This window comes from Methylobacterium soli (assembly GCF_008806385.1).
GTDB lineage: Bacteria > Pseudomonadota > Alphaproteobacteria > Rhizobiales > Beijerinckiaceae > Methylobacterium > Methylobacterium soli.
In genome coordinates, this window is sequence record NZ_VZZK01000027.1 from 68,702 (window position 1) to 95,109 (window position 26,408).

Annotated in this window: 29 protein-coding genes; 17 read left to right on the forward strand and 12 right to left on the reverse strand. The window is 69.2% G+C overall.

The genetic code is table 11. The features are described from left to right. Positions 1-69: 69 nt before the first annotated feature. From F6X53_RS22020 to F6X53_RS22030, 3 genes are all read right to left on the reverse strand, one after another. A complete protein-coding gene (locus F6X53_RS22020) occupies positions 70-1,098 on the reverse strand; it encodes a YihY/virulence factor BrkB family protein (protein WP_151002504.1) in 1,029 nt (342 codons plus the stop codon). Positions 1,099-1,209: 111 nt separating this feature from the next. Further along, a complete protein-coding gene (locus F6X53_RS22025; RefSeq protein WP_151002505.1) occupies positions 1,210-1,497 on the reverse strand; it encodes an MTH1187 family thiamine-binding protein in 288 nt (95 codons plus the stop codon). 310 nt (positions 1,498-1,807) lie between these two features. Continuing rightward, positions 1,808-2,098, reverse strand: coding sequence for a hypothetical protein (locus tag F6X53_RS22030; RefSeq protein WP_151002506.1), 291 nt, complete (start codon positions 2,096-2,098; stop codon positions 1,808-1,810). A gap of 201 nt (positions 2,099-2,299) precedes the next feature. Between F6X53_RS22030 and F6X53_RS22035 the strand changes: the two genes are divergently transcribed. The 5 genes from F6X53_RS22035 (at position 2,300) to F6X53_RS22055 (ending at position 5,495) form a co-directional block, all read left to right on the forward strand. Beyond that, the gene (locus tag F6X53_RS22035) at positions 2,300-3,031 is read left to right on the forward strand and encodes a helix-turn-helix transcriptional regulator (RefSeq protein WP_151002507.1); all 732 of its coding nucleotides are present in this window, start codon (positions 2,300-2,302) and stop codon (positions 3,029-3,031) included. An 86-nt stretch (positions 3,032-3,117) separates the two neighbouring features. Continuing rightward, the gene (locus F6X53_RS22040; RefSeq protein ID WP_151002508.1) at positions 3,118-3,780 is read left to right on the forward strand and encodes an acyl-homoserine-lactone synthase; all 663 of its coding nucleotides are present in this window, start codon (positions 3,118-3,120) and stop codon (positions 3,778-3,780) included. A 48-nt stretch (positions 3,781-3,828) separates the two neighbouring features. Beyond that, the gene (locus F6X53_RS22045) at positions 3,829-4,017 is read left to right on the forward strand and encodes a hypothetical protein (RefSeq protein ID WP_151002509.1); all 189 of its coding nucleotides are present in this window, start codon (positions 3,829-3,831) and stop codon (positions 4,015-4,017) included. 130 nt (positions 4,018-4,147) lie between these two features. Beyond that, positions 4,148-4,399 (forward strand): DUF6894 family protein, encoded by a 252-nt coding sequence (locus F6X53_RS22050; RefSeq protein ID WP_151002510.1) that lies wholly within the window; start codon positions 4,148-4,150, stop codon positions 4,397-4,399. A gap of 394 nt (positions 4,400-4,793) precedes the next feature. After that, positions 4,794-5,495 carry a sigma-70 family RNA polymerase sigma factor gene (locus tag F6X53_RS22055; RefSeq protein WP_373875981.1) on the forward strand — a complete coding sequence of 234 codons (702 nt, stop codon included), beginning with the start codon at positions 4,794-4,796 and terminating at the stop codon, positions 5,493-5,495. 44 nt (positions 5,496-5,539) lie between these two features. Here F6X53_RS22055 and F6X53_RS22060 read toward each other — a convergent pair whose 3' ends face one another. Then, positions 5,540-6,571, reverse strand: coding sequence for an aldo/keto reductase (locus F6X53_RS22060; protein WP_151002511.1), 1,032 nt, complete (start codon positions 6,569-6,571; stop codon positions 5,540-5,542). A 185-nt stretch (positions 6,572-6,756) separates the two neighbouring features. Here F6X53_RS22060 and F6X53_RS32565 point away from each other — a divergent pair, with 185 nt between their 5' ends. The 3 genes from F6X53_RS32565 to F6X53_RS22070 are packed head-to-tail and all read left to right on the forward strand — an operon-like array spanning position 6,757 to position 9,175. Beyond that, a complete protein-coding gene (locus F6X53_RS32565; RefSeq protein WP_191970939.1) occupies positions 6,757-6,894 on the forward strand; it encodes a hypothetical protein in 138 nt (45 codons plus the stop codon). Positions 6,895-6,908: 14 nt separating this feature from the next. Further along, positions 6,909-7,601, forward strand: a complete 693-nt coding sequence (locus F6X53_RS22065; protein ID WP_373875982.1) for a TVP38/TMEM64 family protein — start codon at positions 6,909-6,911, stop codon at positions 7,599-7,601. Further along, the gene (locus tag F6X53_RS22070) at positions 7,598-9,175 is read left to right on the forward strand and encodes a phospholipase D-like domain-containing protein (RefSeq protein WP_151002512.1); all 1,578 of its coding nucleotides are present in this window, start codon (positions 7,598-7,600) and stop codon (positions 9,173-9,175) included. Before F6X53_RS22065 ends, F6X53_RS22070 begins: the two co-directional genes overlap by 4 nt. Positions 9,176-9,189: 14 nt before the next feature. Here F6X53_RS22070 and F6X53_RS22075 read toward each other — a convergent pair whose 3' ends face one another. Continuing rightward, positions 9,190-9,987 (reverse strand): endonuclease/exonuclease/phosphatase family protein, encoded by a 798-nt coding sequence (locus F6X53_RS22075; RefSeq protein ID WP_151002513.1) that lies wholly within the window; start codon positions 9,985-9,987, stop codon positions 9,190-9,192. Positions 9,988-10,266: 279 nt separating this feature from the next. Between F6X53_RS22075 and F6X53_RS22080 the strand changes: the two genes are divergently transcribed. Then, complete coding sequence (locus F6X53_RS22080; protein WP_151002514.1) at positions 10,267-10,932, forward strand: class I SAM-dependent methyltransferase; 666 nt, start codon at positions 10,267-10,269, stop codon at positions 10,930-10,932. Positions 10,933-11,046: 114 nt separating this feature from the next. Further along, positions 11,047-11,595 (forward strand): formaldehyde-activating enzyme, encoded by a 549-nt coding sequence (locus F6X53_RS22085; protein ID WP_151002515.1) that lies wholly within the window; start codon positions 11,047-11,049, stop codon positions 11,593-11,595. A 56-nt stretch (positions 11,596-11,651) separates the two neighbouring features. Here F6X53_RS22085 and F6X53_RS22090 read toward each other — a convergent pair whose 3' ends face one another. After that, positions 11,652-12,044, reverse strand: a complete 393-nt coding sequence (locus tag F6X53_RS22090) for a response regulator (protein WP_151002516.1) — start codon at positions 12,042-12,044, stop codon at positions 11,652-11,654. A 558-nt stretch (positions 12,045-12,602) separates the two neighbouring features. On the opposite strand from F6X53_RS22090, the gene F6X53_RS22095 reads away from it, so the two are divergent. The 7 genes from F6X53_RS22095 to F6X53_RS22125 all read left to right on the forward strand — a co-directional run bounded on the left by F6X53_RS22095 (position 12,603) and on the right by F6X53_RS22125 (position 19,527). Continuing rightward, entirely contained in the window at positions 12,603-13,358 is a 756-nt protein-coding gene (locus tag F6X53_RS22095) for an ABC transporter ATP-binding protein (RefSeq protein ID WP_151002517.1), read from the forward strand. After that, a complete protein-coding gene (locus F6X53_RS22100; protein WP_151002518.1) occupies positions 13,351-14,100 on the forward strand; it encodes an ABC transporter ATP-binding protein in 750 nt (249 codons plus the stop codon). The genes F6X53_RS22095 and F6X53_RS22100 overlap by 8 nt, the downstream gene beginning before the upstream one ends. A 130-nt stretch (positions 14,101-14,230) precedes the next feature. Next, on the forward strand, positions 14,231-15,445 hold the full coding sequence (locus tag F6X53_RS22105; protein WP_151002519.1) for an ABC transporter substrate-binding protein: 1,215 nt from the start codon (positions 14,231-14,233) through the stop codon (positions 15,443-15,445). Positions 15,446-15,529: 84 nt separating this feature from the next. Beyond that, positions 15,530-16,417 carry a branched-chain amino acid ABC transporter permease gene (locus F6X53_RS22110; RefSeq protein ID WP_151002520.1) on the forward strand — a complete coding sequence of 296 codons (888 nt, stop codon included), beginning with the start codon at positions 15,530-15,532 and terminating at the stop codon, positions 16,415-16,417. 32 nt (positions 16,418-16,449) lie between these two features. Beyond that, positions 16,450-17,439 carry a branched-chain amino acid ABC transporter permease gene (locus F6X53_RS22115; protein WP_151002521.1) on the forward strand — a complete coding sequence of 330 codons (990 nt, stop codon included), beginning with the start codon at positions 16,450-16,452 and terminating at the stop codon, positions 17,437-17,439. A 13-nt stretch (positions 17,440-17,452) separates the two neighbouring features. Further along, positions 17,453-18,220: a 3-hydroxyacyl-CoA dehydrogenase gene (locus tag F6X53_RS22120; RefSeq protein WP_151002522.1), complete on the forward strand. Its 768-nt coding sequence runs from the start codon at positions 17,453-17,455 to the stop codon at positions 18,218-18,220. 122 nt (positions 18,221-18,342) lie between these two features. Further along, on the forward strand, positions 18,343-19,527 hold the full coding sequence (locus tag F6X53_RS22125; RefSeq protein ID WP_151002523.1) for an acetyl-CoA C-acyltransferase: 1,185 nt from the start codon (positions 18,343-18,345) through the stop codon (positions 19,525-19,527). Between the two features lie 43 nt (positions 19,528-19,570). Here F6X53_RS22125 and F6X53_RS22130 read toward each other — a convergent pair whose 3' ends face one another. The 6 genes from F6X53_RS22130 to F6X53_RS22155 form a co-directional block, all read right to left on the reverse strand. Then, positions 19,571-21,292, reverse strand: a complete 1,722-nt coding sequence (locus F6X53_RS22130; RefSeq protein WP_151002524.1) for an AMP-binding protein — start codon at positions 21,290-21,292, stop codon at positions 19,571-19,573. Positions 21,293-21,443: 151 nt separating this feature from the next. Then, positions 21,444-22,217, reverse strand: coding sequence for an enoyl-CoA hydratase (locus F6X53_RS22135; protein WP_151002525.1), 774 nt, complete (start codon positions 22,215-22,217; stop codon positions 21,444-21,446). Beyond that, positions 22,217-23,116 carry a 3-hydroxyisobutyrate dehydrogenase gene (gene mmsB / locus F6X53_RS22140; RefSeq protein ID WP_151002526.1) on the reverse strand — a complete coding sequence of 300 codons (900 nt, stop codon included), beginning with the start codon at positions 23,114-23,116 and terminating at the stop codon, positions 22,217-22,219. Before mmsB ends, F6X53_RS22135 begins: the two co-directional genes overlap by 1 nt. Before the next feature lie 189 nt (positions 23,117-23,305). Then, complete coding sequence (locus tag F6X53_RS22145; RefSeq protein ID WP_151002527.1) at positions 23,306-24,358, reverse strand: enoyl-CoA hydratase/isomerase family protein; 1,053 nt, start codon at positions 24,356-24,358, stop codon at positions 23,306-23,308. Continuing rightward, on the reverse strand, positions 24,358-25,500 hold the full coding sequence (locus F6X53_RS22150; RefSeq protein WP_151002528.1) for an acyl-CoA dehydrogenase family protein: 1,143 nt from the start codon (positions 25,498-25,500) through the stop codon (positions 24,358-24,360). The genes F6X53_RS22145 and F6X53_RS22150 overlap by 1 nt, the downstream gene beginning before the upstream one ends. 22 nt (positions 25,501-25,522) lie before the next feature. Continuing rightward, positions 25,523-26,408: aldehyde dehydrogenase family protein (locus F6X53_RS22155; RefSeq protein WP_151002529.1), on the reverse strand; the 886-nt coding region annotated here is incomplete at its 5' end.

The window sequence follows — 26,408 nt, forward strand, 5'->3', positions numbered from 1 at the left end:
CGGGAACCTGTCGGGAGAGGCGCGCGGAGCGCCAGGATCGCGATCGGGGTGGCGGGCACCCTCCCCCGCTCAGGTCTGCGAAGGGCCGACCGTGTCGGCCGCGTAGGCCTCGCGCGATCCGAGCGGCTTCGGCGCGCCCTCGGTGCTGTCGCGGGCGGTCTGCCGTTCCATCTCGGCGTTCAGTTCGGCCCCGAGCAGCACGATGACGGCCGACAACCAGATCCATGTCATGAATCCGATCACGGCTCCCAAGGAGCCGTAGATGCGGTTGTAGCTGTCGAAGCTGGCGACGTACCAGGAGAACAGCACGGAGGCGCAGACCCAGGACAAAGCCGCGACGACGCTGCCCCAGGTCACCCAGCGCCACTTGGCATCGCGTCGGCTCGGACCGTAGCGGTAGATCAGCGACAGGCCGATGCTGACGAGCAGAAGCATCGCGGGCCAGCGCGCGATGCGCAGCGCCGCATCCGTGACCGCACCGAGGCCGATCAGCGTGAGGATAACGGGGAGCACCACCAGCATCGCGGTGATCGCCAGCGCGAACAGGATGCCGCTGAGGGTGAACAGGAGCGTCGTCGCGTAGAAGCGGATCAGCGTCCGCTTCTCGTTCTCCTTGTAGATGACGTTGAGCGCATCGAAGAGCGCGCTCACACCCGAATTGGCGCTCACGAACGCGATTCCGAGACTGACGATGGATGCGGCGCTGAGTGTGCCGGTGCTCTGCCGGGCCACCCGGATCAACTGATCCGCGATCAGGTCGAGGATTCCCTTCGGGAGAACGCCCGCCAGCAGGTTGAGATGCTGGCTGATGGCATTCGGATCTAGGAACAGCCCGTAGAGGGACACGATCGTCGCCAGGCCGGGGAAGATCGCCAGAAGCGCGAAGAACGCGACGCCGCCCGCCGTGGCGAGCACGCGGTCCCGCGGCACGGACCACACCACGCGCCAGAGGATGTCCATCCAGCCGCGAGCCGGGATCTGACCGGGCTGCGTCGCGGTTCGGCCGCGGCCGGGCTCACGGGCGCGCGCAAGATCGATCGCGGTCTCCTCCGGGGAACGCGTTCCGACCCGGCGCCATCCTGCCTCGTCCTCGGGCATCACGGTCCCCGCTCAAGCGCGATGTCGGCCCGCGCGCCTATAGGACGACGTGGTGCGGCCCGCGCAGGCCGGGACGGCTCGATGCGAGCGCGCGCGCGTCGCTCTGACTTCTCACGAGACGGCCCTGAGCTTGTCGGCCATCGATTGCGCCTTGTCCCGCCGCGACGAGAAGATCAGCGTGAAGAACACCCGCTGGACGCCGAGCTCGGCCAATCTGGCCTCGCATTGCTCCGCGAGCTTGCAGATGTCGCTCAGTTCGCCTTCGATGTTGGTGCCGTTCGGATGCATCTCGGCATCGAGGCCACTCGCATCGATGATTGCCTTGATCTCCTTCACGTAAGGCGAGACGGAGGGCCCGACGCCCATCGGGACGATGCAGAGATCAGCGACGACTTTCATGGTGGTCCTCGGCACGTTCGCGGATGCTCGGCAGGCCCCCACGGAAGCGTCGCGGCCGATCATCCTGAGCGGAGCGCCACCCTAGCAACCCGATCGATCCGCCGTCGATCCCGGCCTGATGGACGTCCGCAAACCCGCCGCCGGAACAAGGGCCGATGCGAACCCCGGGATGAATCGCCCGCGCCGGATCGGCCGAGCCACCGCGCGTCGGTAAGGCAGCACCCGGGACAAGGCACCCATGCATCGGCCCGATCCGGACGGCACCGAGCCCGACATGGTCCGAACCCGAACGTTGCCAGGCTTACGAAGTTTAAGTGTCCGCGTCCGGAGAAATGTCTCTGCGTGACATTCTCTCGGCGAATTCCAACACCGCCATGCGCGAAGGCTCGTCATCGATCGCCAGAAAGGCCTTCAACAATCTCAGACTGTCGAGAATTTGCTTTTCCTTGAATATTTTTTGTTCATCAGTGAGACTCAACACAGATGTGTCTCTCACAAAGGACTTTCGATTTTCTTCCGGGTTGAGAGCATCGGCGTCAACCCCGAGAGTACCGGCCAAGCGCTTGAGAAAGATCACGGCTGCTTCGTCCTGCGTCGTCACGCATCGCCTCTCTGAACATTCACGAATGAATGGTTAAATGAACCTGGAAAGATTTCAAGATTTTCGCATCGCGACAATCCGTCTTACCAGGCGTCCCGAGAGAACTTGACCTGTGCTTCGGACCGGCCAACGACGAATGAGCCTTTCGCAGATCAACGACATTTGATACCACCGTTTGTCACTGATCTGAAACTGCTGGTTGTGGCTGATATCCGTCAGGTTTCCTTCGAGATCATCCATCGGCTTCGGGATGCGCGAACCTGCACCGAGGTCTATGGCGAGTTGCGCGCGGCCGGCAGCCGCTTCGGTTACGACGCTTTCCTGATCGGCGGATTGCCTCAGACCGAGGCGGAAGGCCTGCTCGATTGCGCGATGATCTCGGGCTGGCCGCCAGGTTGGTCGCAGCGCTACCACGCCCGCGGCTACCTGCGGCAGGATCCGGTCATTCGGCGCATCCGCGTCACGGCAGATCCCTTCCTGTGGGCGGATGCCCCCTTCGACAAGGCGGATGAGCGCGCCGCCCAGGTGATGAACGAGGCCCGCGAATTCGCGCTGAACGATGGCTTCTGCGTGCCATTCCACGATCTGGATGGGACTGAGGCCGGTGTGAGCTTCGGCGGCGACCGCCTGACGCTGTCCGAGGACGAGAAGGCCGGGCTGCACCTCGTCGCGATCTACGCCATGTCGAAGGCCCGAGCGGTCACGCAAGCCCGCTCCCGCGGCGTCGAGCGCGCGAACGGGCATCTGACCGATCGTGAGATCGAGTGCCTCAAGTGGAGTGCGGCGGGCAAGAGCGCCTGGGACACGTCGCAGATCCTCACGATCTCCGCCCGCACCGTCGAGGCGCATCTGGCGAGCGCCGCGCGCAAGCTCAACGCCGTCAACCGCGTCCAGTCGATCGCGGAAGCCATGCGGCGCGGGATCATAACCTGAGACCACCGGCCCGCTCCACCTCGTAGATTTACGAATGTCGGCCGTGCCCGGCATGCCCGATCCTCCTGGAAACAGAGAGGTTGGGCATGTTCAAGCTGTTCAGCGGACAATCCGGATCAGGCAATGCCGATCTGATGGATAAGGTTTATCGGTTCCGCCACGATTTCTTCGTCGGTCACCTGAAGTGGGAGGCCTGCCGAAAGCCGGACGGGCGTGAGATCGACCAGTTCGACACGCCGCATTGTTACCATGTCGTCGGGCTGGAGAAGGGTGAGGTCGTCTCCTACTCCCGTCTCCTTCCGACGACCCGGCCCCACCTGCAGACGCACCTCTACCCCGAGATTCTTCAGGGCGCGCCCTCGCCCTCGGGCCCGCATATCTACGAGTGGACGCGATGCGCCGTCGCCCCCGCCAAGCGCGAGAGCAGCCGCGGCGGCGACGCGGTCTCGGGCCCGTCCTTCACGGCGGTGGCCGAGGCGGCGGCCTTCCTGGGCCTCGAAGGGCTCCTGGTGCAGACCCATCCGATCCTGGTGAGCCGCCTGATGAGCTTCGGCTGGGACGTCGATCCCCTCGCCTTGCCCTGCACCTACGGCGATTCCAGCATCCTGCCGATCTATGCCCGGCTCGCGCCGGATACGATCGAGACGCACCGGCAGACCTTCAAGCTGTCCGGCCCGGTGCTCGACGTCGAGCGCATCCGGATCCCGCGCCAGCCGGTCATCGACCTGCCGAGCCGACGCTCGGCCTAGCCGGCCTCTCCGCTAACACCCCAAGGTATCACCATGTCGGAGCCCATCGTGCTGTCGGGTCCAGAGCCAATCAGCCCCATCGAGCGAACCATCGCCTGCTGCCTCGAAGCGCGGGAGGCGATGGGTCAGATCGCCGACCCGTTCCTTCAGACGCTGATGGACATGCTGTTGCTGGAACTCGGCAGCCGCCTGGCCGCGGACCTGCACCCGTCCGTTCCCGACGCCTTCCGATCCTAGGAAACGAGGCCCGTCGGCACCGCAATCCCGGCGGTGCCGCGACCGCGATGGCAGGGAGCCGCTCGGTCCGTTCAGGCGGAACGACACAATCGTGGAAAGGCGCCGATCCTTTCCGGCAGGAGGAGTGTGCATGCCGCGCTACTACTTCGATCTCCACGACTGCATCTCGGTGCGCGACGAGCTAGGGCTCGACCTCCCGGATCTCGCGGCGGTGCGGACCGAGGCGCATCGCGCGCTCGCCGAGCTTGCCGCCAACCACACGGCCGAAGACGGCAGCGTGCAGATCTGCACGGAGGTCCGGGATCGGGAGGGGAACTGCGTCCTCAGCGCGACGCTGCTGATCCTGTCGAAGCTGCACACCCCCGTCATGAGCGGCCCCTGATCCGATTGTCCGGGCATCGATCCGCATGACGATGCGATCCGTCGGGCTCGCCACGGGACCGGCCGTTCGCCCTCTGGTCCACGCGGCGCCGCCGAGCCCCGAGCACCCGAATGGCCGCGGCGATCCGCCTCGGCTCAGGCCTTCCTGTGCGACGCTTCCGCCGAAGCGGAGGGGTGCCTGACGCGAGAGCGGATCTGTCCGCTCCCGGGCCTGAAACCCGCATCTGCCCTGCAAGCAACCTGAGAGGATTCCGCGTCACGGCCCGGGCCACCGGGGCCGGCCGGTCGGCCACCACGCGTCGAGCAACAATTTTGCTCAGCAGGGTCGCTCGTTCAATGAGCGTTCAAGTTAGAACCTCTTAAAAGTGCGGGACTCCTTTCCGCACGGATTTCTCATGATGCGACTTGCGCTGCCCGCCATCGCTGTGCCCGAAGCCGACGAGATCGATGTTGCGGCAGCGGTTCGGGACCACCTCGGTGTCGAGCTCCAGGCCTATTTCGGCGAGGCGCTGACCGAGGCGCTGCCGGAGCGGCTCCTCGGCCTTCTGACGCGGTTCGAGGTCGCCCTCGCGGCGCGCGGGCAGCAGGTGACGCAGGATTTTCGCGCCGGTTTGATGAAGGCGTTGCCGGCGCTGCGCACATTCGGCTTCTCCCTCACGGGGGACGCCACGCGAACCGACGATCTGGTCCAGGAGACCCTGGTGAAGGCCTGGGCCAACCAGCACCGGTTCCAGCCCGGCTCGAACATGGTCGCGTGGCTGTTCACCATCATGCGCAACCAGTTCTACTCGGAGATCCGCAAGGGCAAGCGCGAGGTCGAGGATGCCGAAGGCGCGCACGCGGCGCGCCTCACGGCCCAGCCCGAGCAGGACGGCGTCATCGCGCTGAAGCGCCTCTACGCGATCCTGGCGAAGGTGCCGGCCGCGCAGCGCGAAGCGCTCCTCCTCGTCGGTGCCGAAGGCTACACCTACGAGGAGGCCGCCGCGCGACTGCAATGTCAGGTCGGCACGGTGAAGAGCCGCGTCAGCCGGGCCCGGACGCATCTGGCCGGCCTGCTCGGCTTCGACGACGCCCAGGCCGCCGTCGACGGGATCTGACCCGCATTCCAGTGCAGCTCAAACCGCTCCCGGGTTCTCCCCGCTCACCAGACCGTCGGCTTCGGATTGCGCGCGTCGAAGCCCTTCTGATGCCAGTAGGGATAGATCGGCGTCTCCTGGCTCGCCGCATCGAGGCGGGCGATCTGGTCCTGGCTCAGCGACCAGCCGACTGCCCCGAGATTCTGCTTGAGCTGCTCCTCGTTGCGGGCCCCGACGACGATGTTGGCGACCGTCGGCCGGCTGAGGAGCCAGTTCAGGGCGACCTGCGCGACGCTCTTGCCGGTCTCAGCCGCGACCGCGTCGAGCGCATCGACCACGCCGAACAGATACGCGTCCGAGACCGGGGGTCCACCCTCCGCGCCGCCGGCGGCGATGCGTCCGCCCTGGGCCTCCTGGCCGCGTCTGATCTTGCCCGTGAGACGGCCCCAGCCGAGGGGGCTCCAGACCATCAGGGCGACCCCTTGGTCGAGCCCGAGCGGCATCAATTCCCACTCGTAATGGCGGCCGATCAGCGAGTAATAGCCCTGGTAGGCCACGTAGCGGGAGAGTCCGTATCGCTCCGAGGTGGAGAGCGCCTTCATCAGCTGCCAGCCAGAGAAGTTCGAGGCGCCGATATAGCCGATCTTGCCCGACGTCACGAGATCGTCGAGAGCCCGCAAGGTCTCGTCGACCGGCGTCAGCGCGTCGAAGCCGTGCATGAAGTAGACGTCGATATGATCGGTGCCGAGCCGTCGCAGGCTCGCCTCGCAGGCGCGCACCAGATGGTAGCGGGAGGACCCCGTCTCGTTCGGCCCCTCCCCCACCGGGAACGTCGCCTTGGTGGAGATCAGCGCCTGCGCGCGCTTGCCCTTCAGGGCTTGGCCGAGGATCTCCTCGGAGGCGCCCTGCGAGTAGATGTCGGCCGTGTCGAAGAAATTGACGCCCGCATCGAGGCAAAGGTCGACGAGCCGGCTCGCCTCCGCGACATCCGTCTGTCCCCAGCGCTGGAAGAACTCGTTGGTGCCCCCGAACGTGCCGGTGCCGAAACTGAGGACGGGCACCTTGAGGCCGGACCGCCCGAACTGCCGGTATTCCATGAGACCCTCGCTCCATCGAAACAATCGCCGAGATCGGCCGCCGGCCGACACGGCGACGGTCGTCCTGCCGCCCCTCCGTCCCATGTCTTAGGAGCAAGCACGCCCTCGGCAACCCGCATCCGGCGCCGTCCAGGGTGACTCTGCCCTGCGTTGAACGCTTCCGGTGCTCCGCGTGTTGGAGGCTCGTGACTTCGCCCGTGCAATCCCGCCTCGACAACGACGCGTTCCCGGAACCCGGCCCCGCCGGAGATCTCCGGCTCGGCCACCGCGCGTCGCTGTTCGCGCGCGGGCCGTGGATCGCCTTCGCGGGCCTCGCTCCGTGACACGGGACGGAGGGATGACGGGAGCCCTGCGTGCCAAGGACCTGCCCTATTGGCTGGCCATGGCCGCCGCCGTCGCGGGTATCGCCGCGGCCTGGTACCTCCTGCCGGTCGATGCCTGGTTTCGCGCCTTCGGCGCATGGGCCGGCGGCCTCGGAATCCTCGGTCCCGTCGCCTTCGGGGCAATCTTCTTCCTGGCGACGCTCCTCGTGATTCCGTGCACGCCGCTCACCCTCGCGGGGGCCGTGGCCTTCGGCTGGTGGGCGATGCCGGTCGTCCTCGTCTCCGCCACCGCCGCCTCGCTTCTCGCCTTCGCGGCCGGCCGCACGCTGCTTCGCGACCGGGTGCAGAGCGTGATCTCCCGGCGACCGGCCCTCAAGGCGACCGCGGAGGCCGTCGGCGACGGCGATTGGCGCCTGCTGATCCTGATGCGCCTGAGCCCCTTCGTGCCCTTCAACGCGCAGAACTACGCCCTCGGGATCACCGATGTCGGGCTCGGCGCCTTCCTGGTCTCGACGGTGATCGGCATGCTGCCCGGGACCGTTCTCTGCATCTATTTGGGCGTCATCGGCCGCGCGGCCGGCCAGGACAGCCCGGAGCACTGGCTGTCCCTCGGCCTCGGCCTCATCGCCACCGTGGCGGCGATCGTCCTCACCCGGCGCCGGGTCCGGGCCAAGCTGAAGGCGCGCGGGGCTTACGCGGGAGCATGACCATCGTCGCCGAACCGAATGCCGCGCCGTTGCGCGCGCCGAACCCGTGGCTGCGCCCGGGGGTCACCTGCTGCCGGCAGGACATCGCGCCGCGGGTCGCCCTCCTGCATGACGGCTCCGGCTATTTCGGCGCGGCCCGGCGCGCGCTCCTCGCGGCGCGCCGCTCGATCCTGCTGATCGGCTGGAGCTTCGACCCGCGCATGTGCCTGCGCCCGGATCAGCCGGGTGCGGCCGGCGACGAGTCGATCGCGGACCTTCTCCGGCGCCTGAAGGCGGAACGACCCGATCTCGAGATCCGGCTGCTGATCTGGGACATGCCGTGGCCGATCTCAGCCCAGAGCGACATGAAGCCCGAGGCGATCCGGGCGATCCTCGGCGCGAACATCGCCTTCGCGCTGGACAGCACCCTGCCCCTCGGGGCCTGCCATCACCAGAAGGTCCTCGTCATCGACGATCGCATCGGATTCTGCGGCGGCAGCGACTTCGAGGCCAATCGCAGGGACACGCCGGCTCACGGGGACCGCGACGCGCGCCGCCGTCTGCCGAGCGGAGAGGCCTACCCGCCGCGCCACGACGTGATGATGCTGGTGGATGGCGCGGCCGCGCAGGCACTCGGGGAGATCGCGCGGCAGCGCTGGTTCGACGCGACGGGGGAGCGCCTGAACGCTGCACCCGCACGCGGCGAGGCGGATCCCTGGCCCGCCGGAATCGCGCCGGATTTCGAGGATGTGGCGGTGGCGCTCACGCGCACGATCCCGGCCGCGGCCGGATCCGCCGCGATCCGGGAGAGCGAGGCTCTGTATCGGACGGCGATCCGCGAGGCGCGGGACGTCATCTACCTGGAGAACCAGTACTTCACCTCGCCACTCGTCGCGGCCGCCCTGGCGGAGCGGCTCGCGGAACCGGAGGGCCCGGACATCATCGTCGTGGTCGCCGAGCGCAGCCCGAACGGCTTCGATCGCCTGACCATGGACAGCGCCCGACGGGGCCTCATCGCCCATCTGCGCGCCGCCGACCGGTTCGACCGGTTCCGGATCGTCGCCCCACACACGGAGAATGGCCGGCCGATCCTGGTTCACTCCAAGGTCGCGGTCTTCGACGACCGCCTGTTGCGGGTCGGCTCGACCAACCTGAACAACCGCTCGTTCGGCTACGACACCGAGTGCGACCTCGCGATCGAGGCTTCGCTCTGCCCGGACGAAGCCAAGGCACGGGCTACGATCGCTTACGTCCGCAACGCCCTCCTGGCGCATCATGCCGGCTGCCCGCGCGACAGGTTCGGGGAGGCCGCGGCCCGGACGGGAAGCCTGCGCGCCGTCCTCGACGATTGCAGCCTCGTGCGCCCCGCCCGTCTGTGCCCGGTCGTGGCGTCGCCGCAAGGGCCCGTCGCCCGCTTCGTCGAGGCCTGGCATCTCGGCGATCCGTTCGACCGCGCCGATGCGTGGCGCCCCTGGCTGCGCCCGCGCGCCCTCCGGCAAGCGCGATCGCGCTGGACCGGCTCCGAGACGGAGGACGCATCCCGATCAGCCGCGACGCATCCGCGATCCGGACCGGCCACCCCGGGGCTGCCCTGAGCCCGGGCCCGCCATCAGCCGATTTTGCCAACCAGGAGGCCCGCCGGCTCCGCTGCCTCCGCTGCCTCCGCGGGGCATTCGGCACCGATATCGATCTCGGCGAGCAGCGGCAGGTGATCGGAGGCGATGCGGGCCAGCCGGCTGCGGACGATCTGCACGCGACCGACGCCGATCCCTGAGCCGACGAAGACATGGTCGAGCCGCAACAGCGGGAAATGGGTCGGGAATGTCGCGCGTCCCGATCCCGTCTGCCCGATCCGGCGCACGTCGGTCAGGCGCCCGGCCAGCCGCCGATAGGCACGGGACCAGAGCGTGGCGTTGAGATCGCCCATCAGCAGGTAGGGCGCCCGGCAGGCGGGGTGCCCGAACCAATCGGCGCCGAGGAGCGCGTTCACCTGCGCCACGCGCTCGCGGCCGAGCAGGCCGAGATGCGTGTTGACGACCTGAAGCATCACGCCGCCGATCTCGACCTCCGCCCAGATCGCGCCGCGCGGTTCCAGCCCGGGGCGGCGCGCGAGGCCCGGCAGGGCCCCCGCCCGGACGACCCGTGAGCGGTGCGGCGTCAGAATGGCATCGCCGTAGCGCTCCCCCGCCTGGTGCAGCGCAGGGTGGAAGTGGTGATGCAAACCGAGCAGCCGCGCGATCTCCTCCGCCTGGTCGATCCCCCCCGTCCGCGCCCGCCCGACATCGACCTCCTGCAGCGCGACGACATCAGCCTCGCAGGCGGCGATGACCTCGGCGATGCGCTCGGGCGCCACCTGCCCGTCGGTTCCGAGGCAGTGCCGGATGTTGTAGGTCAGAAGACGGATCAAGGGCGGGGGTTCGCTCCGTGTCTGCGCGATGGCGCGGTCCGGGCCGGTGCGCGGAGGGCCGGGGGCGGGAGATAGGGCGGGGCCGCGCGATCCGAAGCCCCCATTCCCGGAACGCCCGGAATCCTGCAACAGGCCTCGGCGATCCTCGCAGGGCCGCGAGCCACGACGGGACGACAGGATCCCGGTGGCCTTTCGCATTGACCGAATAGCGGGGATTCAGGCCCTTCGGGCGTCAAGCAAGGCTTAACCCTTTCGCGCCGCGGTTGTAGAAGTCGCGGCATGGCGACACCCAACCTCTCGACCCACGCGGGACAGGCGATCTACGCACCGGGAACGCTGGCGCTGTACGATCTCGTCGTGCTGCGCCTCTCCAACCCGCTGATCTGGCGCTGCCCGACACGCCGAATACTGAGCCTCTACGATCAAAATGCCACCGACAGCCACCTCGATGTCGGCGTCGGAACCGGCTGGTATCTCGACCGCTGCCGCTTCCCGGTCCCGCAACCGCGCATCGGGCTCCTCGACCTCAACCCGGACTCGCTGGCCGCGGCCTCGCACCGGATCGCGCGCTATCGCCCGCAGACCTTCCGGGCCGACGTGCTCGAACCCGTGTCGCTGCCCGTCACGCCGTTCCGGTCGATCAGCCTGACTTATCTGCTGCATTGCCTGCCCGGCGACATGGCCCGGAAGGCGGCCGTGTTCGATCATCTGGCGCCGCTCCTCTGGTCGGGCGGGGTGATGTTCGGTGCGACGCTTCTCTCCGAAGGCGTGGAGCGTTCCGGTCCGGCCAAGGCCCTGATGCGGGTCTACAACCGCAAGGGCATTTTCTCGAACGAGGCGGACACCCTCGGGGGCCTGCGCCGCATCCTGGAGCGCCGCTTCCGGCAGGTCGAGCTGAACGTGGTCGGATGTGCCGCGCTCTTCGTGGCCCGCGACCTGCGCTGAGGCCGCGCCCCGCGCGCTGGTGCCGGGGGCGCGCTGTCGCTATGACGCGCCCGATGCCGGTGCCGGCCGCCCCCGCGGCCGGGGACCGACCCTTCATCTCAGCGGAGCGAACCCATGAGCGAGCGCATCATCCTGCGGGCCGGCGAGGCCCTGGTGGCGGGCGGCCCGCCGAACACCGCCTCCGAGCCCGAGGTGATCATCGGTGAGCTCGACGGGCCGGTCGGCACCGCGCTCGCCACCCTGACGGGGGATCAGGTCGTCGGCCACAGCCGCGTCTTCGCCCTCCTCAACACGGACATCATGGTCCGGCCGGTGACGCTCTGCGTCTCGAAGGTCAGCGTCGAGACCGCGAAATACACCTCGATCCTGATGGGCACGGTGCAGTTCGCCATCGCCAACGGCGTGCTCGACGCCGTGCGCGCCGGCTACATCCCCAAGGAGAAGGCCAATGATCTCGGCATCATCTGCTCGGTCTGGTTGAGCCCGGGCGTGATCGAGGCCGAGACCGTCGACCACAAGGCGCTGTTCGAGATCCAGCGCAAGGGCATGACGGAAGCGATCCGCAAGGCGATGACGAACGAGCCCTCGATCGACTGGCTCTTGGAGAACCAGGACAAGATCATCCACAAATACTATCAGATGGGCCTCGACGGAAAAATCTGAGGCCGCCGTCCGGGCTGCTGCGCCCGCCGAACGGCGGCGCAGCAGCCCGGACGCGTTCAGGCGACGGCCGGGTCGGGATGGCGCACGGCCCGGTGTGCCTGCATCAGGACATCGAGGGGCAGCCAGGGCTTGGGCATGCGCACGGCATCCTCGGGCAGGCGGAGGGCGCCTTCGGAGCCCGACGCCACCACGAGGCGCACGGTCGGCCAGAGCTTGCCCACCGCCCGCGCCAGCTCGACGCCGTTCATCTCTCCGGCCAGCGAGACGCCGGTGAAGAGCATCGCGATATCGTCGCCGCAGCTCTGCAGCACCTCCACGGCGGCCTCGCCGCTCGCGCAGGTGATCACGTCGAGTTCCGTCTCTTCGAGCAACGCCACGGCGCGTGCCCGGTCCGCGGCATCGTCCTCGACCACCAGGGCCATCGGTGCCGTATGGGTGACCTTCCGCATCGTCTCCTGCCTTCCCGTCCTTGCCGTGTCCCGGCATGTCGTGCGTGCCGCCACGCCGCGGCGCAAATGCCCCACAGGCGGGCGCATCCCAAAGGCACGCGCTCCCCGGATGCTGGCGGCGGCCCTTAGGCACCGCTGGCGGCCCATAGGCGCCCCTGCGGCTTCGGGCGGAACGCCGCGCCTTGTGCCGGCTCACATCATCGCATCGACGGAGCGATCCGCGGCACCCTGTCGGGGTCCAATGATCTCGGGCGCCGATGGTTTCAGAAGATCAGTCGGATCGGGTCTTGAATTGGACCTTGGACTAGGCTTCGGATCGAGCCTTGCCGGAATGCCGGGCTCCGGGATCGGGAGGGCGCGCCACCCCTGAATTTTTACCGCTTCCCTCAACCCTCGACTGCGCGGACGGCTTGCAGCGCGTGTTGTGATGCAGCACAGTTCGCGGACCGGCGAGGCAGAACGCCGGACCAACAAGAAATGCCCCCACGTGAACGCGCCCGCCCGACGGCGGACGAGCAGAACAACGAACGGGCGGGCGGCGCGACGACGGGAGGAACGATGAGCGACATCGCTCTGGAGACAGACGACCTGACGATGGAGTTCAAAGGTTTTCGTGCCGTGAACGGAGTCGCCCTCCGGGTTCGGCGCGGCAGCATCCACGCGCTCATCGGCCCGAACGGGGCGGGCAAGACGACCTGCTTCAACCTTCTCACCAAGTTTCTCACGCCGACGGCGGGCTCGATCCGCTACAACGGCCGCGACATCACCCGCACGAAGCCCGCGGACGTGGCGCGCCTCGGCCTGGTGCGCTCCTTCCAGATCTCGGCCGTGTTCCCACACCTCACGGTGAAGGAGAATGTCCGTATCGCGCTGCAGCGGCACAAGCGCGGCGACAGCTTCGATTTCTGGCGCTCGGAGAGCGTGCTGCGCGCCCTGGACGCGGAAGCGCTCGCCCTCGTCGACGCGGTCGGCCTCTCCGCCTTCGCCAGTACCCTCGCGGTCGAGCTGTCCTACGGCCGCAAGCGGGCCCTCGAGATCGCCACGACGCTCGCGCTCGATCCCGAGATGCTCCTGCTGGACGAGCCGATGGCCGGAATGGGCCGTGAGGACGTCGACCGGACCGCGGAGCTGATCCGCCGGATCTCCAAGGATCGGACCATCCTGATGGTCGAGCACAACCTCTCGGTCGTGGCCTCCCTCTCGGACCACATCACCGTGCTGGCCCGCGGCAAGATCCTGGCCGAGGGCGATTACGCCACGGTCTCGAAGGATCCGCGGGTGGTCGAGGCCTATATCGGAGCCGGTCATGCCTGACGCCGCCCTCGCCGAGCGGGAGACCGCCTCCGCCTCCACCGCGGCGCCGAGCCTCGCCATCGAGGGGCTGGAGGGCTGGTACGGCGAGAGCCACGTGCTGCACGGCATGCGCTTCGACGTGCGTCCGGGCGAGGTGGTGACGCTGCTCGGGCGCAACGGCGCCGGCAAGACCACGACGCTGCGCGCCATCATCGGCATCCTCGGCAAGCGCGCGGGCTCGGTGCGCTACGACGGCGTCGAGACCATCCGCCTCTCCTCCCGGGCGATCGCCCGGCTGGGCATCGGCTACGTGCCCGAGGAGCGCGGGATCTTCTCCAGCCTCTCGGTCTACGAGAACCTGATGCTGCCGCCGCGGGTGAAGCCCGGCGGCATGTCGGTGCCCGAGATCTACACCCTGTTCCCGAACCTCGAGGAGCGTGCGGGCAGCCAGGGCACGAAGCTCTCGGGCGGCGAGCAGCAGATGCTCGCCATCGGGCGCATCCTGCGCACCGGCGCCAAGCTGATCCTCCTCGACGAGCCGACCGAGGGCTTGGCGCCCGTCATCGTTCAGCAGATCGGGCACACGCTCGCGCGCCTCAAGCGCGAGGGCTACACGATCCTCCTCGTCGAGCAGAACTTCCGCTTCGCCCAGACCATCGCGGACCGCCATTTCGTTGTCGAACAGGGGCGGGTTGTCGATTGTATCCTGAATGCGGAGCTTGACGCCAATATCGGCAAACTGCACGCTTATCTCGGGGTGTAGCAGCTCTGGGGGCCGGCGGACGCCATGTCCGCCAGAGAAGACAAGAAGAGTCGCCTCGCGGATCGTGCCAGCGACGGGTGTTGAGCCCGTGCACCGACCCGAAGATCATGCGGCGCAGAGGGAGTGGAATATGCTCAGAGGTATGCGGCTCGCCACGGCACTCGGCGTGCTGATGGCAGGATGCGTCGCGGCGCGTGCGGACGGACCGGTCCCGGTCAAGATCGGCGTGCTGAACGATCGCTCCGGCGTCTATTCCGACATCTCCGGGGAAGGCTCGGTGGTCGCCGCCCGCATGGCGCTCGAGGATTTCAAGCCGGCCGAGCACGGTCTCAAGGTCGAGATCGTCTCCGCCGATCACCAGAACAAGCCCGACGTCGGCTCGGCCATCGCCCGGCAATGGTATGACCGCGACGGCGTCGACGTGATCATGGACGTGGTCACCTCCTCGGTGGCGCTGGCGATCAACCAGGTGACGCGCGAGAAGAACAAGGTCCACATCAATTCGGGCGCGGGCAGCGCCGACCTCACCGGCTCGCAATGCACGCCCAACACCGTGCACTGGACCTACGACACCGCGGCTCTGGCCAACGGCACCGGCGGCGCGATGGTGAAGCGGGGCGGCGATACCTGGTTCTTCATCACGGCCGATTACGCCTTCGGCCAGGCGCTGCAGCGCGACACCTCGGCGGTCGTCACGAAGAATGGCGGCAAGGTCGTGGGGTCGGTGAAGACGCCCTTCCCGAACTCCGACTTCTCCTCGTTCCTGCTCCAGGCCCAGGCCTCGAAGGCCAAGGTGATCGGGCTCGCGAATGCGGGCGGCGACACGATCAACGCCGTCAAGCAGGCCGCCGAGTTCGGCATCACCGAGGGCGGCCAGGCTCTGGCGGGCCTCCTGATCTTCTCCTCCGACATCCACTCCCTGACCCCGAAGGTGGCGCAGGGCCTCGTGCTGACGGAGCCCTTCTACTGGGACCTCAACGACGCGACCCGCTCCTTCTCCGACCGCTTCGCGAAGCTCTTCGGCGGCAAGAAGCCGACGGCGGCCCAGGCCGGCGTCTACGCGGGCACGCTCCACTACCTCAAGGCCGTCGAGGCCCAGAAATCGGCCCGCGACGGCGCCGCCACGGTGGCCAAGATGAAGGAGCTGCCCACCGACGATCCGCTCTTCGGCAAGGGCGAGATCCGCGCCGACGGCCGCAAGATCCACGACATGTACCTGTTCGAGGTCAAGAAGCCCGCCGAGTCGAAGGGCGAGTGGGACCTCTACAAGCTGCTCGCCACCATTCCCGGCAAGGAGGCCTTCCGCCCCCTCAACGAGGGCGGCTGCCCGCTGGTCAAGGGCTGATCCCGGGACGGCCGGGCCGCCGCGCCCGGCCGAAACCCCGCATCGGCGGAACGAGGCGTAACCGAACATGATGACGATCCGTCCATGATGACCATCCTGGGGGTCCCGACCCAAGCGCTGTTCGGCCAGCTCCTCCTCGGGCTGATCAACGGCTCCTTCTACGCTCTGCTCTCTCTCGGGCTGGCGATCATCTTCGGCCTCCTGAACATCATCAACTTCGCCCACGGGGCGCAGTACATGATGGGCGCCTTCGTGGCTTGGATGCTCCTGAACTATGCGGGCCTGGGCTATTGGTGGGCGCTGATCCTGGCGCCCCTCGCGGTCGGGCTGTTCGGGGTTGTCCTCGAGCGGCTCCTGATCGCGCGGCTGTACAAGCTCGACCATCTCTACGGCCTGCTCCTGACCTTCGGGCTCGCCCTGATCATCCAGGGCCTGTTCCGCCAGCAATACGGCGTCTCGGGGCTGCCCTACGCGATCCCGCCCGAGCTCTCGGGCGGCCAGCGCCTGCCCTTCATGTTCCTGCCGAACTACCGGGGCTGGATCGTCGCCTTCTCGCTCGTGATCTGCATCGTCACCTGGCTCGTCATCGAGAAGACGAAGCTCGGCGCCTACCTGCGCGCCGCCACCGAGAACCCGACCCTCGTCCAGGCCTTCGGGGTCAACGTGCCCCTGCTCCTGACGCTCACCTACGGTTTCGGCGTGGCGCTGGCCGCGCTCGCGGGCGTCCTCGCCGCGCCGGTCTACTCGGTGAACCCGAATATGGGCGCCGACATCATCATCGTGGTCTTCGCGGTCGTCGTCATCGGCGGGATGGGCTCGATCCTCGGCTCGATCCTGACGGGCTTCGCCCTCGGCCTCGTCGAGGGCCTGACCAAGGTGTTCTACCCGGAGGCCTCGGCCACCGCGATCTTCGTCATCATGGTGGTGGTGCTGCTCGTGAAGCCCGCCGGCCTGTTCGGCAAACCCGCGTGACACCGCGCCTGCCCCCCTCGAGGACCTGACCCATGGCCCACGCCGCCGCCCCGGCCGATGCCGCCCCGATCGCAGCCGCCCTCCCCGAGACCCGGGACACCAAGGCCCTGCACCGCATCGTCTTCATCGGCCTTGCCGTGCTGCTCGCTGTGCTGCCCTTCGGGCTCTACCCCGTCTTCCTGATGAAGGTTCTGTGCTTCGCGCTGTTCGCGCTGGCCTTCAACCTGCTGCTGGGCTACGGCGGCCTCCTCAGCTTCGGCCATGCCGCCTATTTCGGCATGGCAAGCTATGTCAGCGCCTACGCGGCCAAGAACTGGGGCGTGACGCCCGAGATCGCGATCCTCGCCGGCACGCTGACCGCGGCGCTCCTCGGCCTCGCCTTCGGCGCGCTCGCGATCCGGCGCCAGGGCATCTACTTCTCGATGATCACCCTGGCGCTCGCCCAGATGGTGTTCTTCTTCTCGCTCCAGGCCAAGATGACGGGTGGCGAGGACGGCATCCAGGCGGTGCCGCGCGGACGGCTCTTCGGCCTGATCGACCTGTCCGATGACCGCGTGCTCTACGTCCTCGTGGCGCTGATCTTCTTCGGCGGCCTGCTCTTGATCTACCGGATCATCCACTCGCCGTTCGGGCAGGTGCTCAAGGCCATCCGGGACAACGAGCCGAGGGCGATCTCGCTCGGCTACCGCACGACCCGCTACAAGCTCGCGGTCTTCGTGCTCTCCACGACGCTCGCGGGGCTGGCCGGCGCCACCAAGGCCATCGTGTTCCAGCTCGCCTCCCTGACCGACGTGCACTGGTCGATGTCGGGCGAGGTGGTGCTGATGACGCTGGTCGGCGGCATGGGCACGGTGTTCGGGCCCATCGCCGGATCCTTCGTGATCGTCGCGATGGAGAACTACCTCGCGGAGTTCGGCGCCTGGGTGACGATCATCCAGGGCTGCGTCTTCGTGGTCTGCGTGCTCGTCTTCCGCGAGGGCATCGTCGGCCTCGTCGCGCGCAAGCTGCGCAAGCCCCTGTAGCGACGGGGAAGCCATGCGGATCGACGGCAGCGTCATCCTCGTCACCGGTGCGGCCTCGGGCCTCGGCGCGGCGGTGGCCGACCACCTGTCCGGCCTCGGCGCCCGCCTCGTCCTCGCCGACCGGGACCGGGACGGTGTCGTGGCCCGGGCCGATTCACTCGGGCCACTGGCCCGAGCGGTGCGGGTGGACGTCACCAGCGAGGCCGAGGGGCAGGCCGCCGTCGCGGCCGCTCTCGACACGTTCGGCCGGCTGTCCGGCCTGATCAACTGCGCCGGCATCGCGGTGAGCGAGCGCGTCCTCGGGCGCTCCGGCCCGCACGCTCTTGAGAGCTTCGCCCGCACCGTGCAGGTCAATCTCGTCGGCACCTTCAACATGATCCGCCTCGCCGCCGAGGCGATCGGGCGAAACGAGCCGGACGCGGAATCCGAGCGCGGCGTGATAGTCAACACCGCCTCGATCGCGGCCTTCGACGGCCAGATCGGCCAGGCGGCCTACGCGGCCGCGAAGGGTGGCGTCGCCAGCATGACCCTGCCGCTGGCACGCGAGCTCGCGCGTTTCGGCATCCGCGTGGTGACGATCGCACCGGGCGTGTTCGAGACGCCCATGATGGCGGCGATGCCGGAGGAGGTGAAGGCCTCGCTCGGCGCCTCCGTGCCGTTCCCGCCGCGCCTCGGTCGCCCGGCGGAATACGCCGCCCTGGTGCAGCACGCCCTCGAGAACCCCATGCTCAACGGCGAGGTAATCCGCCTCGACGGCGCGCTCCGGATGGCGCCGCGCTAGCGGCCGCTCCCGATCGCGCTGCCGCCGGGAACGGCGCTCAGTCCTCGATCGTGACGCGCTCCGACGCCGAACCGGTCTCCATTTCGGCGAAGGCGCGCCAGACCTCAGGGAGGTTAGACCCGATGCAGGATCCGATCGTCATCGTCGGGGCCGCCCGTACCCCGATCGGCGCGCTTCAGGGCGCCTTCGCGGACCTGTCGGCCCCGCGCCTCGGCGCGGCCGCCATCGCGGCGGCCCTGACGCGTTCCGGCCTCGCGCCGGAGGCGGTCGAGGAGGTGGTGTTCGGCTGCGTGCTTCCGGCCGGCCAGGGACAGGCCCCGGCGCGCCAGGCCGCCCTCGGGGCAGGGTTGCCCCTCGCGGCCGGCGCCACCACGATCAACAAGATGTGCGGCTCCGGCATGAAGGCCGTGATGCTCGCCCACGACGCCCTCGCGGTCGGCAGCGTCGGAATCGCGGTGGCGGGCGGCATGGAGAGCATGACGAACGCCCCCTACCTCCTCGACCGGGCGCGCTCCGGCTACCGGATGGGCCACGGCACCATCCGCGACCACATGTTCCTCGATGGGCTGGAGGATGCCTACGACAAGGGCCGCCTGATGGGCACCTTCGCGGAAGATTGCGCCCAATCCTACCAGTTCACCCGCGAGGCGCAGGATGCCTACGCCCTCGCCTCGCTGGCGCGCGCCCGGGACGCCGCCGCCTCGGGCCGCTTCCGCGACGAGATCATCCCGGTGAGCGTCGGCGCCGGACAGACCGCGCGGGTCATCAGCGAGGACGAGCAGCCCGGGAAGGCCCGGCCCGACAAGATCCCGTCGTTGCGGCCCGCCTTCCGGGAGGGCGGGACCGTGACGGCCGCCAATGCCAGCTCGATCTCCGATGGGGCGGCGGCCCTCGTGCTGATGCGCCTGTCGGAGGCCGAGCGCCGGGGTTTGACGCCACTCGCGGCGCTGCGCGGGCACGCCTCGCACGCGCAGGCCCCGAACCTCTTCACCACGGCCCCCGTGGGCGCCGTCCGAAAGCTCCTGGAGCGGGTCGGCTGGGAGGCGGGCGCGGTCGATCTCTACGAGGTGAACGAGGCCTTCGCGGTGGTCGCCATGGCGGCGATGCGCGACCTCGACCTCCCGCATGAACGCGTCAACATCCATGGCGGCGCCTGCGCGCTCGGCCACCCGATCGGCGCCTCCGGTGCGCGCATCCTCGTGACCCTGCTGGCGGCGCTCCAGACCCACGGCCTCAGCCGCGGCGTCGCCAGCCTCTGCATCGGCGGCGGCGAGGCGACGGCCGTGGCGGTGGAGCGGCTTCACTAGGAGAACGCGCTCAGCCGGTCGGGCACCGCATCGGACGCGCGGCCTATTTCGGCTCCCCGTTGCCCCGCAATTCCGGGAAGTCGCCCTGCGTGAAGGCGATGCCCCGATAGGTGTCCTCGGTGCGGCCCTCATGCTCCAGGCGGCGAAGCTGGACGCGACGGATCTTGCCCGAGATGGTCTTCGGCAATTCCTCCACGAACTCGATGCTGCGCAGGCGCTTGAACGGCGCGAGGCGGGCATTGGTGAAGCGAAAGATCGCGAGCGCGGTCTCGCGGCTCGGCTCGGCGCCGGCGACCAGCGACAGATAGGCCTTCGGAATGCTGGAGCGGATCGCGTCCGGGGCCGGAATCACGGCGGCCTCCGCCACCGCCTCGTGCTCGATCAGCACGCTCTCCAGCTCGAACGGGCTGATGCGGTAGCCCGAGGATTTGAAGACGTCGTCGGAGCGCCCGACGAAGGTCAGGTAGCCGTCCTCGTCCAGGAAGGCGACGTCGCCCGTGCGGTAGACCGCGCCCTCGACGGGCGCGACGCCGCCGGTCTCGGTCTGGTAGCCCTGCATCAGCCCGGCCGGGCGCTCGGCCCCGAGGGCGAGGCAGACCTCACCCTCGCTCGCCGGATGGTCGTCGTGGTCGAGGATGCGGACCCGGTAGCCCGGCAGCGGCCGGCCCATCGCGCCGACCTTCACGGTCTGGCCCGGCGCGTTCGCGATCTGGGCCGTGGTCTCGGTCTGGCCGTAGCCATCCCGGATGGTGAGGCCCCAGGCCTGGCGCACCCGCTCGATCACCTCCGGGTTCAGGGGCTCGCCCGCCGCGCAGACCTCGCGCAGCGCCAGGGTCTGGGCGGTCAGGTCCTCCTGGATCATCAGGCGCCAGACGGTCGGGGGTGCGCAGAGCGTGGTGACGCCGCAGCGCGCCATCACGGCGAGCAGCGCCGGCGCGCTGAACGGCGCCTGGTTGCAGATGAAGACCGTCGCACCGGCATTCCAGGGGGCGAAGAACGAGCTCCAGGCATGTTTCGCCCAGCCGGGCGAGGAGACGTTGAGATGCACGTCGCCGGGTTGAAGCCCGAGCCAGTACATGGTCGAGAGGGCGCCGACCGGGTAGCTGCGATGGCTGTGCCGGACGAGCTTGGGCTTCGCCGTCGTCCCCGAGGTGAAGTAGAGGAGGAGCGGGTCCTCCGCGGCGGTGGCGGCCTCCGGCTCGAACCGCTCGGAGGCCGCATCGGCCGCCGCGTAGGGAAGCCAGCCAGGCGCCTCGGTGTGTCCGGTCACGACCCGGATCACCCCGGTGGTGTCGAGGGCGTCACATTTCGCGACCTGCTCCGGCCCGGCCACGATCATGCGGGCGTGGCCGCGGTCGAGCCGGTCGGCCAGTTCCTCGCCGGTGAGAAGCGTGGTCGCCGGAATCACCACGGCGCCGAGCTTCATCGCGGCCAGCATGGTCTCCCAGAGCGCCGGCACGTTGCCGAGGAGCAGGAGCAGGTGATCGCCGCGCCTCAGCCCGAGGCCGCGCAGGTGGTTCGCGACACGGTTCGAGCGGGCGCTCATCTCGGCGAAGCTCAGCCGCGTCTCGGCGCCCGAGGCGGCGTCGACGATCCAGAGCGCCAGACGGTCGCGGCTCTCCGGCCTCGAAGCGAGGTCGGCATCGAACCAGTCGAGCGCCCAGTTGAAGGCGGGCTCACCCGGCCATCGAAAACCCGAATAGGCGGCCTCGTAATCGGTCCGGTGGGTCAGCAGGAAATCGCGGGACTCCCGAAAGCTCGGCATGGACGTTCTCCCAAAGTCATCTTCGGCCAGGTTTTGCTTGGCACCGTTCTTGGCATCGTTCTTGGCATCGTTCTTGTGCAGCTGGTCTCCTGCACGCGCCTGCGCGAGCCTCGCTCCTCCCCCCGTCGCGGCCGGGGGGAGGAGCGCCCCCTTATCGGTTCTGGAACTTCGCCGGCCGCTTCTCCACGAAAGCAGCCATGCCCTCCTTCTGGTCGGCCGTGGCGAACATCGCGTGGAAGACCCGGCGCTCGAAGCGGATGCCCTCGGTGAGCGTGGTCTCGTCGGCGCGGTTCACCGCTTCCTTGGTCATCATCGCGATGGGCTTCGACATGCCCGCGATGGTCCCGGCGGTGCGCAGGGCGTCGTCCAGGAGCGTGTCGGCCGCCACCACGCGGGCGACGAGGCCGGAGCGCTCGGCCTCGGCCGCATCCATGTTGCGCCCGGTCAGGCACATCTCCATGGCCTTCGCCTTGCCGATGGCGCGCGTCAGGCGCTGGCTCCCGCCGATGCCGGGCATCACCCCGAGCTTGATCTCCGGCTGCCCGAAGACCGCGTTGTCGGCCGCCAGGATGATGTCGCACATCATGGCGAGCTCGCAGCCGCCGCCGAGGGCGTAGCCCGCCACCGCCGCGATGGTGGGCGTCCGCAGGGCGCTGAACCGATCCCAGGCGGAAAAGCGGTCGCCCGCATACATCTCCACGTAGGTGGCGCTCTGCATCTCCTTGATGTCGGCGCCCGCCGCGAAGGCCTTGGCCGATCCCGTGATCACGATGCAGCCGATCTCCGGATCGGCATCGGCCTCGGTCGCCGCCGCGATCAGCTCCTCGGTGAGCTGCGCGTTGAGGGCGTTCAGCGCCTTAGGGCGGTTCAGCGTGATCAGCAGGACGCGCCCGCGCGTCTCGGTGAGGATCGTCTCGTAGCCCATCAGCCCTGGTCTCCCGTGTGGCGGCCCCGGAGCAGGTTGATGATGGCGGAGAAATCCTCTCCCCCGTGCCCGAGGCCCTCGAACAGAGCGTAGAGTTGCACGGCCTCCGCGCCCAGCGGGGTCGAGGCGCCCGCGGCGCCGGCGGCGGCCTGCGCGAGGCGCAGGTCCTTCAGCATCAGGCTCGCGGCAAAGCCCGGCCGGTAGGCGTTGTTGGCGGGCGAGGTCGGCACCGGGCCCGGCACGGGGCAATAGGTGGTGAGCGACCAGCATTGGCCGGAGGAGACCGAGGCGACGTCGAACAGGGCCTGGCGCGACAGGCCGAGCTTTTCTCCGAGGGCGAAGGCCTCGCAGACCCCGATCATCGAGATGCCGAGGATCATGTTGTTGCAGATCTTGGCGGCCTGTCCCGCGCCCGCCTCGCCGCAATGGAAGATGCTCCGGCCCATCGCCTTGAGGATCGGCTCGGCGCGCGCGAAGGCGGCCTGACTGCCGCCCGCCATGAAGGTGAGCGTCCCGGCCTTGGCGCCCCCGGTCCCGCCCGAGACCGGCGCGTCGATCGAGGGGCAGCCCTGCGCCTCCGCGAGCGCGTGCGCCTTGCGGGCGCTCTCCACGTCGACCGTGGAGGAATCGATCAAGAGGGTGCCGGAGGGAAGCGCATCGGCGAGCTGCGTCCAGACCTCGACCACGTGGCGGCCGGCCGGCAGCATCGTCACGACGGTTCCGGCGGTCTCGGCGGCGTCCAGAGCCGAGCCGACGACCTCGATGCCGGCCTCCCTGGCGCTCTCCAGGGAGGCCGGATTCAGGTCGAACCCGCGCACGCGGTAGCCGGCCCGCACGAGGTTGGCCGCCATGGGTCCGCCCATGTTGCCCAGACCGACGAATCCGATGAGCTCAGTCATCTTCCGGTTTCTCCCGTTCTTCGCGGCGCGGCCTTCCCGGCCGCGCTCGCTTCCTGATCATCCCTCGCCCCGCCCGTCGGGGCGAGGCCTGAGCGGCAGCGACGGCTCCGGATCGGACACATGCCCCGATGCCCGTTCGAGGCCGACCGGCTCGCGCGCAAGGCCCGGACAGGGAGCCCGCCCGGCCCGTCAGCGCAAATTCGGAAACACCGGCTCCGCCCGCGGCTCGAGCCAGCGCGCGATCTCGGCCGGATCGACCGCCTCGAGTGTCGCGGGGCGCCAGCGCGGCCGGCGATCCTTGTCGATCACCGCCGCCCGAATGCCCTCGCGGAAATCGCCCTCGGCGAGGAGGGCCAGGGCGGCGTGGAACTCGCGCTCGAGGGCCGCCTCCAGCGAGGCGGCGCCGCGCCCACGCCGCAGCAGGCAGAGGGTGAGGACGAGGCTTGCCGGCGCCTTGGCCTGGAGCGTCGCCAGAATGCGCGCGGCGAAGTCCGAGCCGTCCGCCTGCAGCGCGGCCAGGATCTCATCCACCATGTCGTAGGCGAAGCAGCGGTCGATCACGTCCCGGACCTCTGCCAGGGGGGCGGGTCCCGGATCCTGCGCATGAGCCTCGATCGCGGCGCGCACGCCGTTCTGCCCGGCCTCCGGCGGCAGCGCCGCCAGCGCTCGGATCAGGTCCGGCAGGCGCGCGCTCGGGACCATCGCGTCGGCCAGTCCCGCGAAGATGGCGTCGGCGGCGCCGACCGCCTCGCCGGTCAGGCCGAGATAAGTGCCGATCTCGCCGGGCGCCCGGGGCAGTAGCCAGGTCGCGCCGACATCGGGCAGGAAGCCGATGCCGGTCTCGGGGGTGGCGATGCGCGAGCGCTCGGTGACGACGCGGTGGCGGGCATGGGCCGAGACGCCGACGCCGCCCCCCATGGTGATGCCGTCCATCAGGGCCACGAAGGGCTTCCGGTAACCTGCGATCCGGGCGTCGAGCCGGTACTCGTCGCGCCAGAACGACTCGGCGAAGCCCGTGCCCTCGCTCTCGTAGAGGGAGCGCAGGTCGCCGCCGGCGCAGAGGCCCCGCTCTCCCTCCCCGCTCAGCAGCACGGCCCCGATGGCGGGATCGGCGGCGAAGCGATCGAGGGCGGAATCGATGTCCCCGATCATCGCGTGCGTCAGCGCGTTCAGCGCCTTCGGCCGGTCGAGGCGGATGCGCCCGAGGCTGCCCGTCACCTCGACGATGACGTCGCTGCCCATCAGCGCCCCCCGAGCAGCGCGCGGGCGATGATCACCCGCATGATCTCGTTCGATCCTTCGAGGATCTGATGTACGCGCAGGTCGCGCACGATCTTCTCGATGCCGTAATCGGCGAGATAGCCGTAGCCGCCGTGAAGCTGCAGCGCCTCGTTCGCCACCGTGAAGGCCGCGTCGGTGACGAAGCGCTTGGCCATGGCGCTGAGGCGCATCATCTCGGGGGACTTGGCATCGAGCGCCGAGGCGGCGCGCCACAGGAAGGTCCGGGCGACCTCGACCTCGGTCGCCATGTCGGCGAGGCGGAACTGCAGGGCCTGAAGGTCGCTGAGGCGCTGCCCGAAGGCGCGGCGCTCGCTTATGTAGGCGATCGTCTTGTCGAGGGCCGCCTGCGCCCCGCCGAGCGAGCAGGCCGCGATGTTGAGGCGCCCGCCGTCGAGCCCCGCCATGGCGTAGCGGAAGCCCTCGCCCTCCGGGCCGAGGCGGTTCTCCACCGGCACGCGGGCGTCGTTGAAGATCACCGCGCGGGTGGGCTGGGCGTTCCAGCCCATCTTGTGCTCGTTGGCGCCGAAGGAGAGGCCCGGCGTGTCCTTGGGCACGACGAGGGCGGAGATGCCGCGGGGACCCTCGCCGCCGGTGCGGACCATGCAGACGTAGAGGTCGCTCGCGCCGGCGCCCGAGATGAACTGCTTCTCGCCGTTGAGCACGTAATGGTCGCCCCGGCGCTCGGCCCGCGTTCGGAGCGAGGCGGCGTCCGAGCCGGAGGCGGCCTCGGTGAGGCAGTAGCTCGCGATTCGGTCCATGCTCATCAGGCCGGGAAGCCAGCGGCGACGCTGCTCGGCGTCACCGTAGGTGTCGATCATCCAGGCGCACATGTTGTGGATCGACAGGAAGGCCGTCACGGTCGGGCAGCCCGTGGCCAGAGCCTCGAAGATCAGGACGGCGTCGAGGCGGGTCAGCCCCGAGCCGCCATGCTCCTCGCCCACGTAGATACCCGCCATGCCGAGCCCGGCGGCCTTGCGCAGGGTCTCGACCGGGAAGTGGCGCTCCCGGTCCCACGCGATCGCACGCGGAGCCAACTCCTCCGCCGCGAACGCCGCCGCCATGGCGCGGATCGCGGCCCTGTCCTCGTCGAGCGCGTGATCCATGGTCGGTCTCCCGCGTTGGGCCTCAGCGCATGGTCGGGATCGAGAACTCGGCGCCGCTCTTGATGCCGGACGGCCAGCGCGAGGTCACGGTCTTGGTCTTGGTGTAGAAGCGGATCGCGTCCGGCCCGTGCTGATTGAGGTCGCCGAAACCCGAGCGCTTCCAACCGCCGAAGGTGTGGTAGGCGATCGGCACCGGGATCGGCACGTTGACGCCGACCATCCCGACATTGACGCGCGCGGTGAAGTCGCGCGCCGCGTCGCCGTCCTGGGTGAAGATCGCGACGCCGTTGCCGTATTGGTGGGTCGAGGGCAGCGCCAGGGCCTCCTCGTAATCCTTGGCCCGCACCACCGAGAGCACGGGGCCGAAGATCTCCTCCTTGTAGATCGTCATGTCCGGGCGGACGCGGTCGAACAGCGAGCCCCCCATGTAGAAGCCGTTCTCGTAGCCCTGGAGCTTGAAGTCGCGCCCGTCGACGGCCAGTTCCGCGCCCTCGCGCAGCCCCGTGTCGATGTAGCCGCGCACGCGCTCCACCGCCTCGCGCGTGACGAGGGGCCCGTAATCGGCCGACCCGTCATGCGAGGGGCCGATCTTGAGGGACTCGACCCGCGGGATCAGGCGCTCCATCAGCCGGTCGGCGGTGGCCTCGCCCACCGGCACCGCCACCGAGATCGCCATGCAGCGCTCGCCGGCCGAGCCGTAGCCGGCGCCGATCAGGGCATCGACCGCCTGGCCCATATCGGCATCCGGCATCACGATCATGTGGTTCTTGGCGCCGCCGAAGCACTGGGCGCGCTTCCCCGTCTGCGCCGAGCGCACGTAGATGTACTCGGCGATGTTGGACGAGCCGACGAAGCCCACCGCGCGGATGTCCTCGTCGTCGAGGATCGCGTCGACGGCCTCCTTGTCG

What these genes read in the sequence shown, in the direction of transcription:
- F6X53_RS22020 (WP_151002504.1), bottom strand. Translation starts at nt 1,098, where the DNA reads ATGCCCGAGGACGAGGCAGGATGGCGCCGGGTCGGAACGCGTTCCCCG.
- F6X53_RS22025 (WP_151002505.1), bottom strand. Translation starts at nt 1,497, where the DNA reads ATGAAAGTCGTCGCTGATCTCTGCATCGTCCCGATGGGCGTCGGGCCC.
- F6X53_RS22040 (WP_151002508.1), top strand. Translation starts at nt 3,118, where the DNA reads ATGTTCAAGCTGTTCAGCGGACAATCCGGATCAGGCAATGCCGATCTG.
- F6X53_RS22050 (WP_151002510.1), top strand. Translation starts at nt 4,148, where the DNA reads ATGCCGCGCTACTACTTCGATCTCCACGACTGCATCTCGGTGCGCGAC.
- F6X53_RS22055 (WP_373875981.1), top strand. Translation starts at nt 4,794, where the DNA reads ATGATGCGACTTGCGCTGCCCGCCATCGCTGTGCCCGAAGCCGACGAG.
- F6X53_RS22060 (WP_151002511.1), bottom strand. Translation starts at nt 6,571, where the DNA reads ATGGAATACCGGCAGTTCGGGCGGTCCGGCCTCAAGGTGCCCGTCCTC.
- F6X53_RS22065 (WP_373875982.1), top strand. Translation starts at nt 6,909, where the DNA reads ATGACGGGAGCCCTGCGTGCCAAGGACCTGCCCTATTGGCTGGCCATG.
- F6X53_RS22070 (WP_151002512.1), top strand. Translation starts at nt 7,598, where the DNA reads ATGACCATCGTCGCCGAACCGAATGCCGCGCCGTTGCGCGCGCCGAAC.
- F6X53_RS22080 (WP_151002514.1), top strand. Translation starts at nt 10,267, where the DNA reads ATGGCGACACCCAACCTCTCGACCCACGCGGGACAGGCGATCTACGCA.
- F6X53_RS22085 (WP_151002515.1), top strand. Translation starts at nt 11,047, where the DNA reads ATGAGCGAGCGCATCATCCTGCGGGCCGGCGAGGCCCTGGTGGCGGGC.
- F6X53_RS22090 (WP_151002516.1), bottom strand. Translation starts at nt 12,044, where the DNA reads ATGCGGAAGGTCACCCATACGGCACCGATGGCCCTGGTGGTCGAGGAC.
- F6X53_RS22095 (WP_151002517.1), top strand. Translation starts at nt 12,603, where the DNA reads ATGAGCGACATCGCTCTGGAGACAGACGACCTGACGATGGAGTTCAAA.
- F6X53_RS22100 (WP_151002518.1), top strand. Translation starts at nt 13,351, where the DNA reads ATGCCTGACGCCGCCCTCGCCGAGCGGGAGACCGCCTCCGCCTCCACC.
- F6X53_RS22105 (WP_151002519.1), top strand. Translation starts at nt 14,231, where the DNA reads ATGCTCAGAGGTATGCGGCTCGCCACGGCACTCGGCGTGCTGATGGCA.
- F6X53_RS22110 (WP_151002520.1), top strand. Translation starts at nt 15,530, where the DNA reads ATGATGACCATCCTGGGGGTCCCGACCCAAGCGCTGTTCGGCCAGCTC.
- F6X53_RS22115 (WP_151002521.1), top strand. Translation starts at nt 16,450, where the DNA reads ATGGCCCACGCCGCCGCCCCGGCCGATGCCGCCCCGATCGCAGCCGCC.
- F6X53_RS22120 (WP_151002522.1), top strand. Translation starts at nt 17,453, where the DNA reads ATGCGGATCGACGGCAGCGTCATCCTCGTCACCGGTGCGGCCTCGGGC.
- F6X53_RS22125 (WP_151002523.1), top strand. Translation starts at nt 18,343, where the DNA reads ATGCAGGATCCGATCGTCATCGTCGGGGCCGCCCGTACCCCGATCGGC.
- F6X53_RS22130 (WP_151002524.1), bottom strand. Translation starts at nt 21,292, where the DNA reads ATGCCGAGCTTTCGGGAGTCCCGCGATTTCCTGCTGACCCACCGGACC.
- F6X53_RS22135 (WP_151002525.1), bottom strand. Translation starts at nt 22,217, where the DNA reads ATGGGCTACGAGACGATCCTCACCGAGACGCGCGGGCGCGTCCTGCTG.
- mmsB (WP_151002526.1), bottom strand. Translation starts at nt 23,116, where the DNA reads ATGACTGAGCTCATCGGATTCGTCGGTCTGGGCAACATGGGCGGACCC.
- F6X53_RS22145 (WP_151002527.1), bottom strand. Translation starts at nt 24,358, where the DNA reads ATGGGCAGCGACGTCATCGTCGAGGTGACGGGCAGCCTCGGGCGCATC.
- F6X53_RS22150 (WP_151002528.1), bottom strand. Translation starts at nt 25,500, where the DNA reads ATGGATCACGCGCTCGACGAGGACAGGGCCGCGATCCGCGCCATGGCG.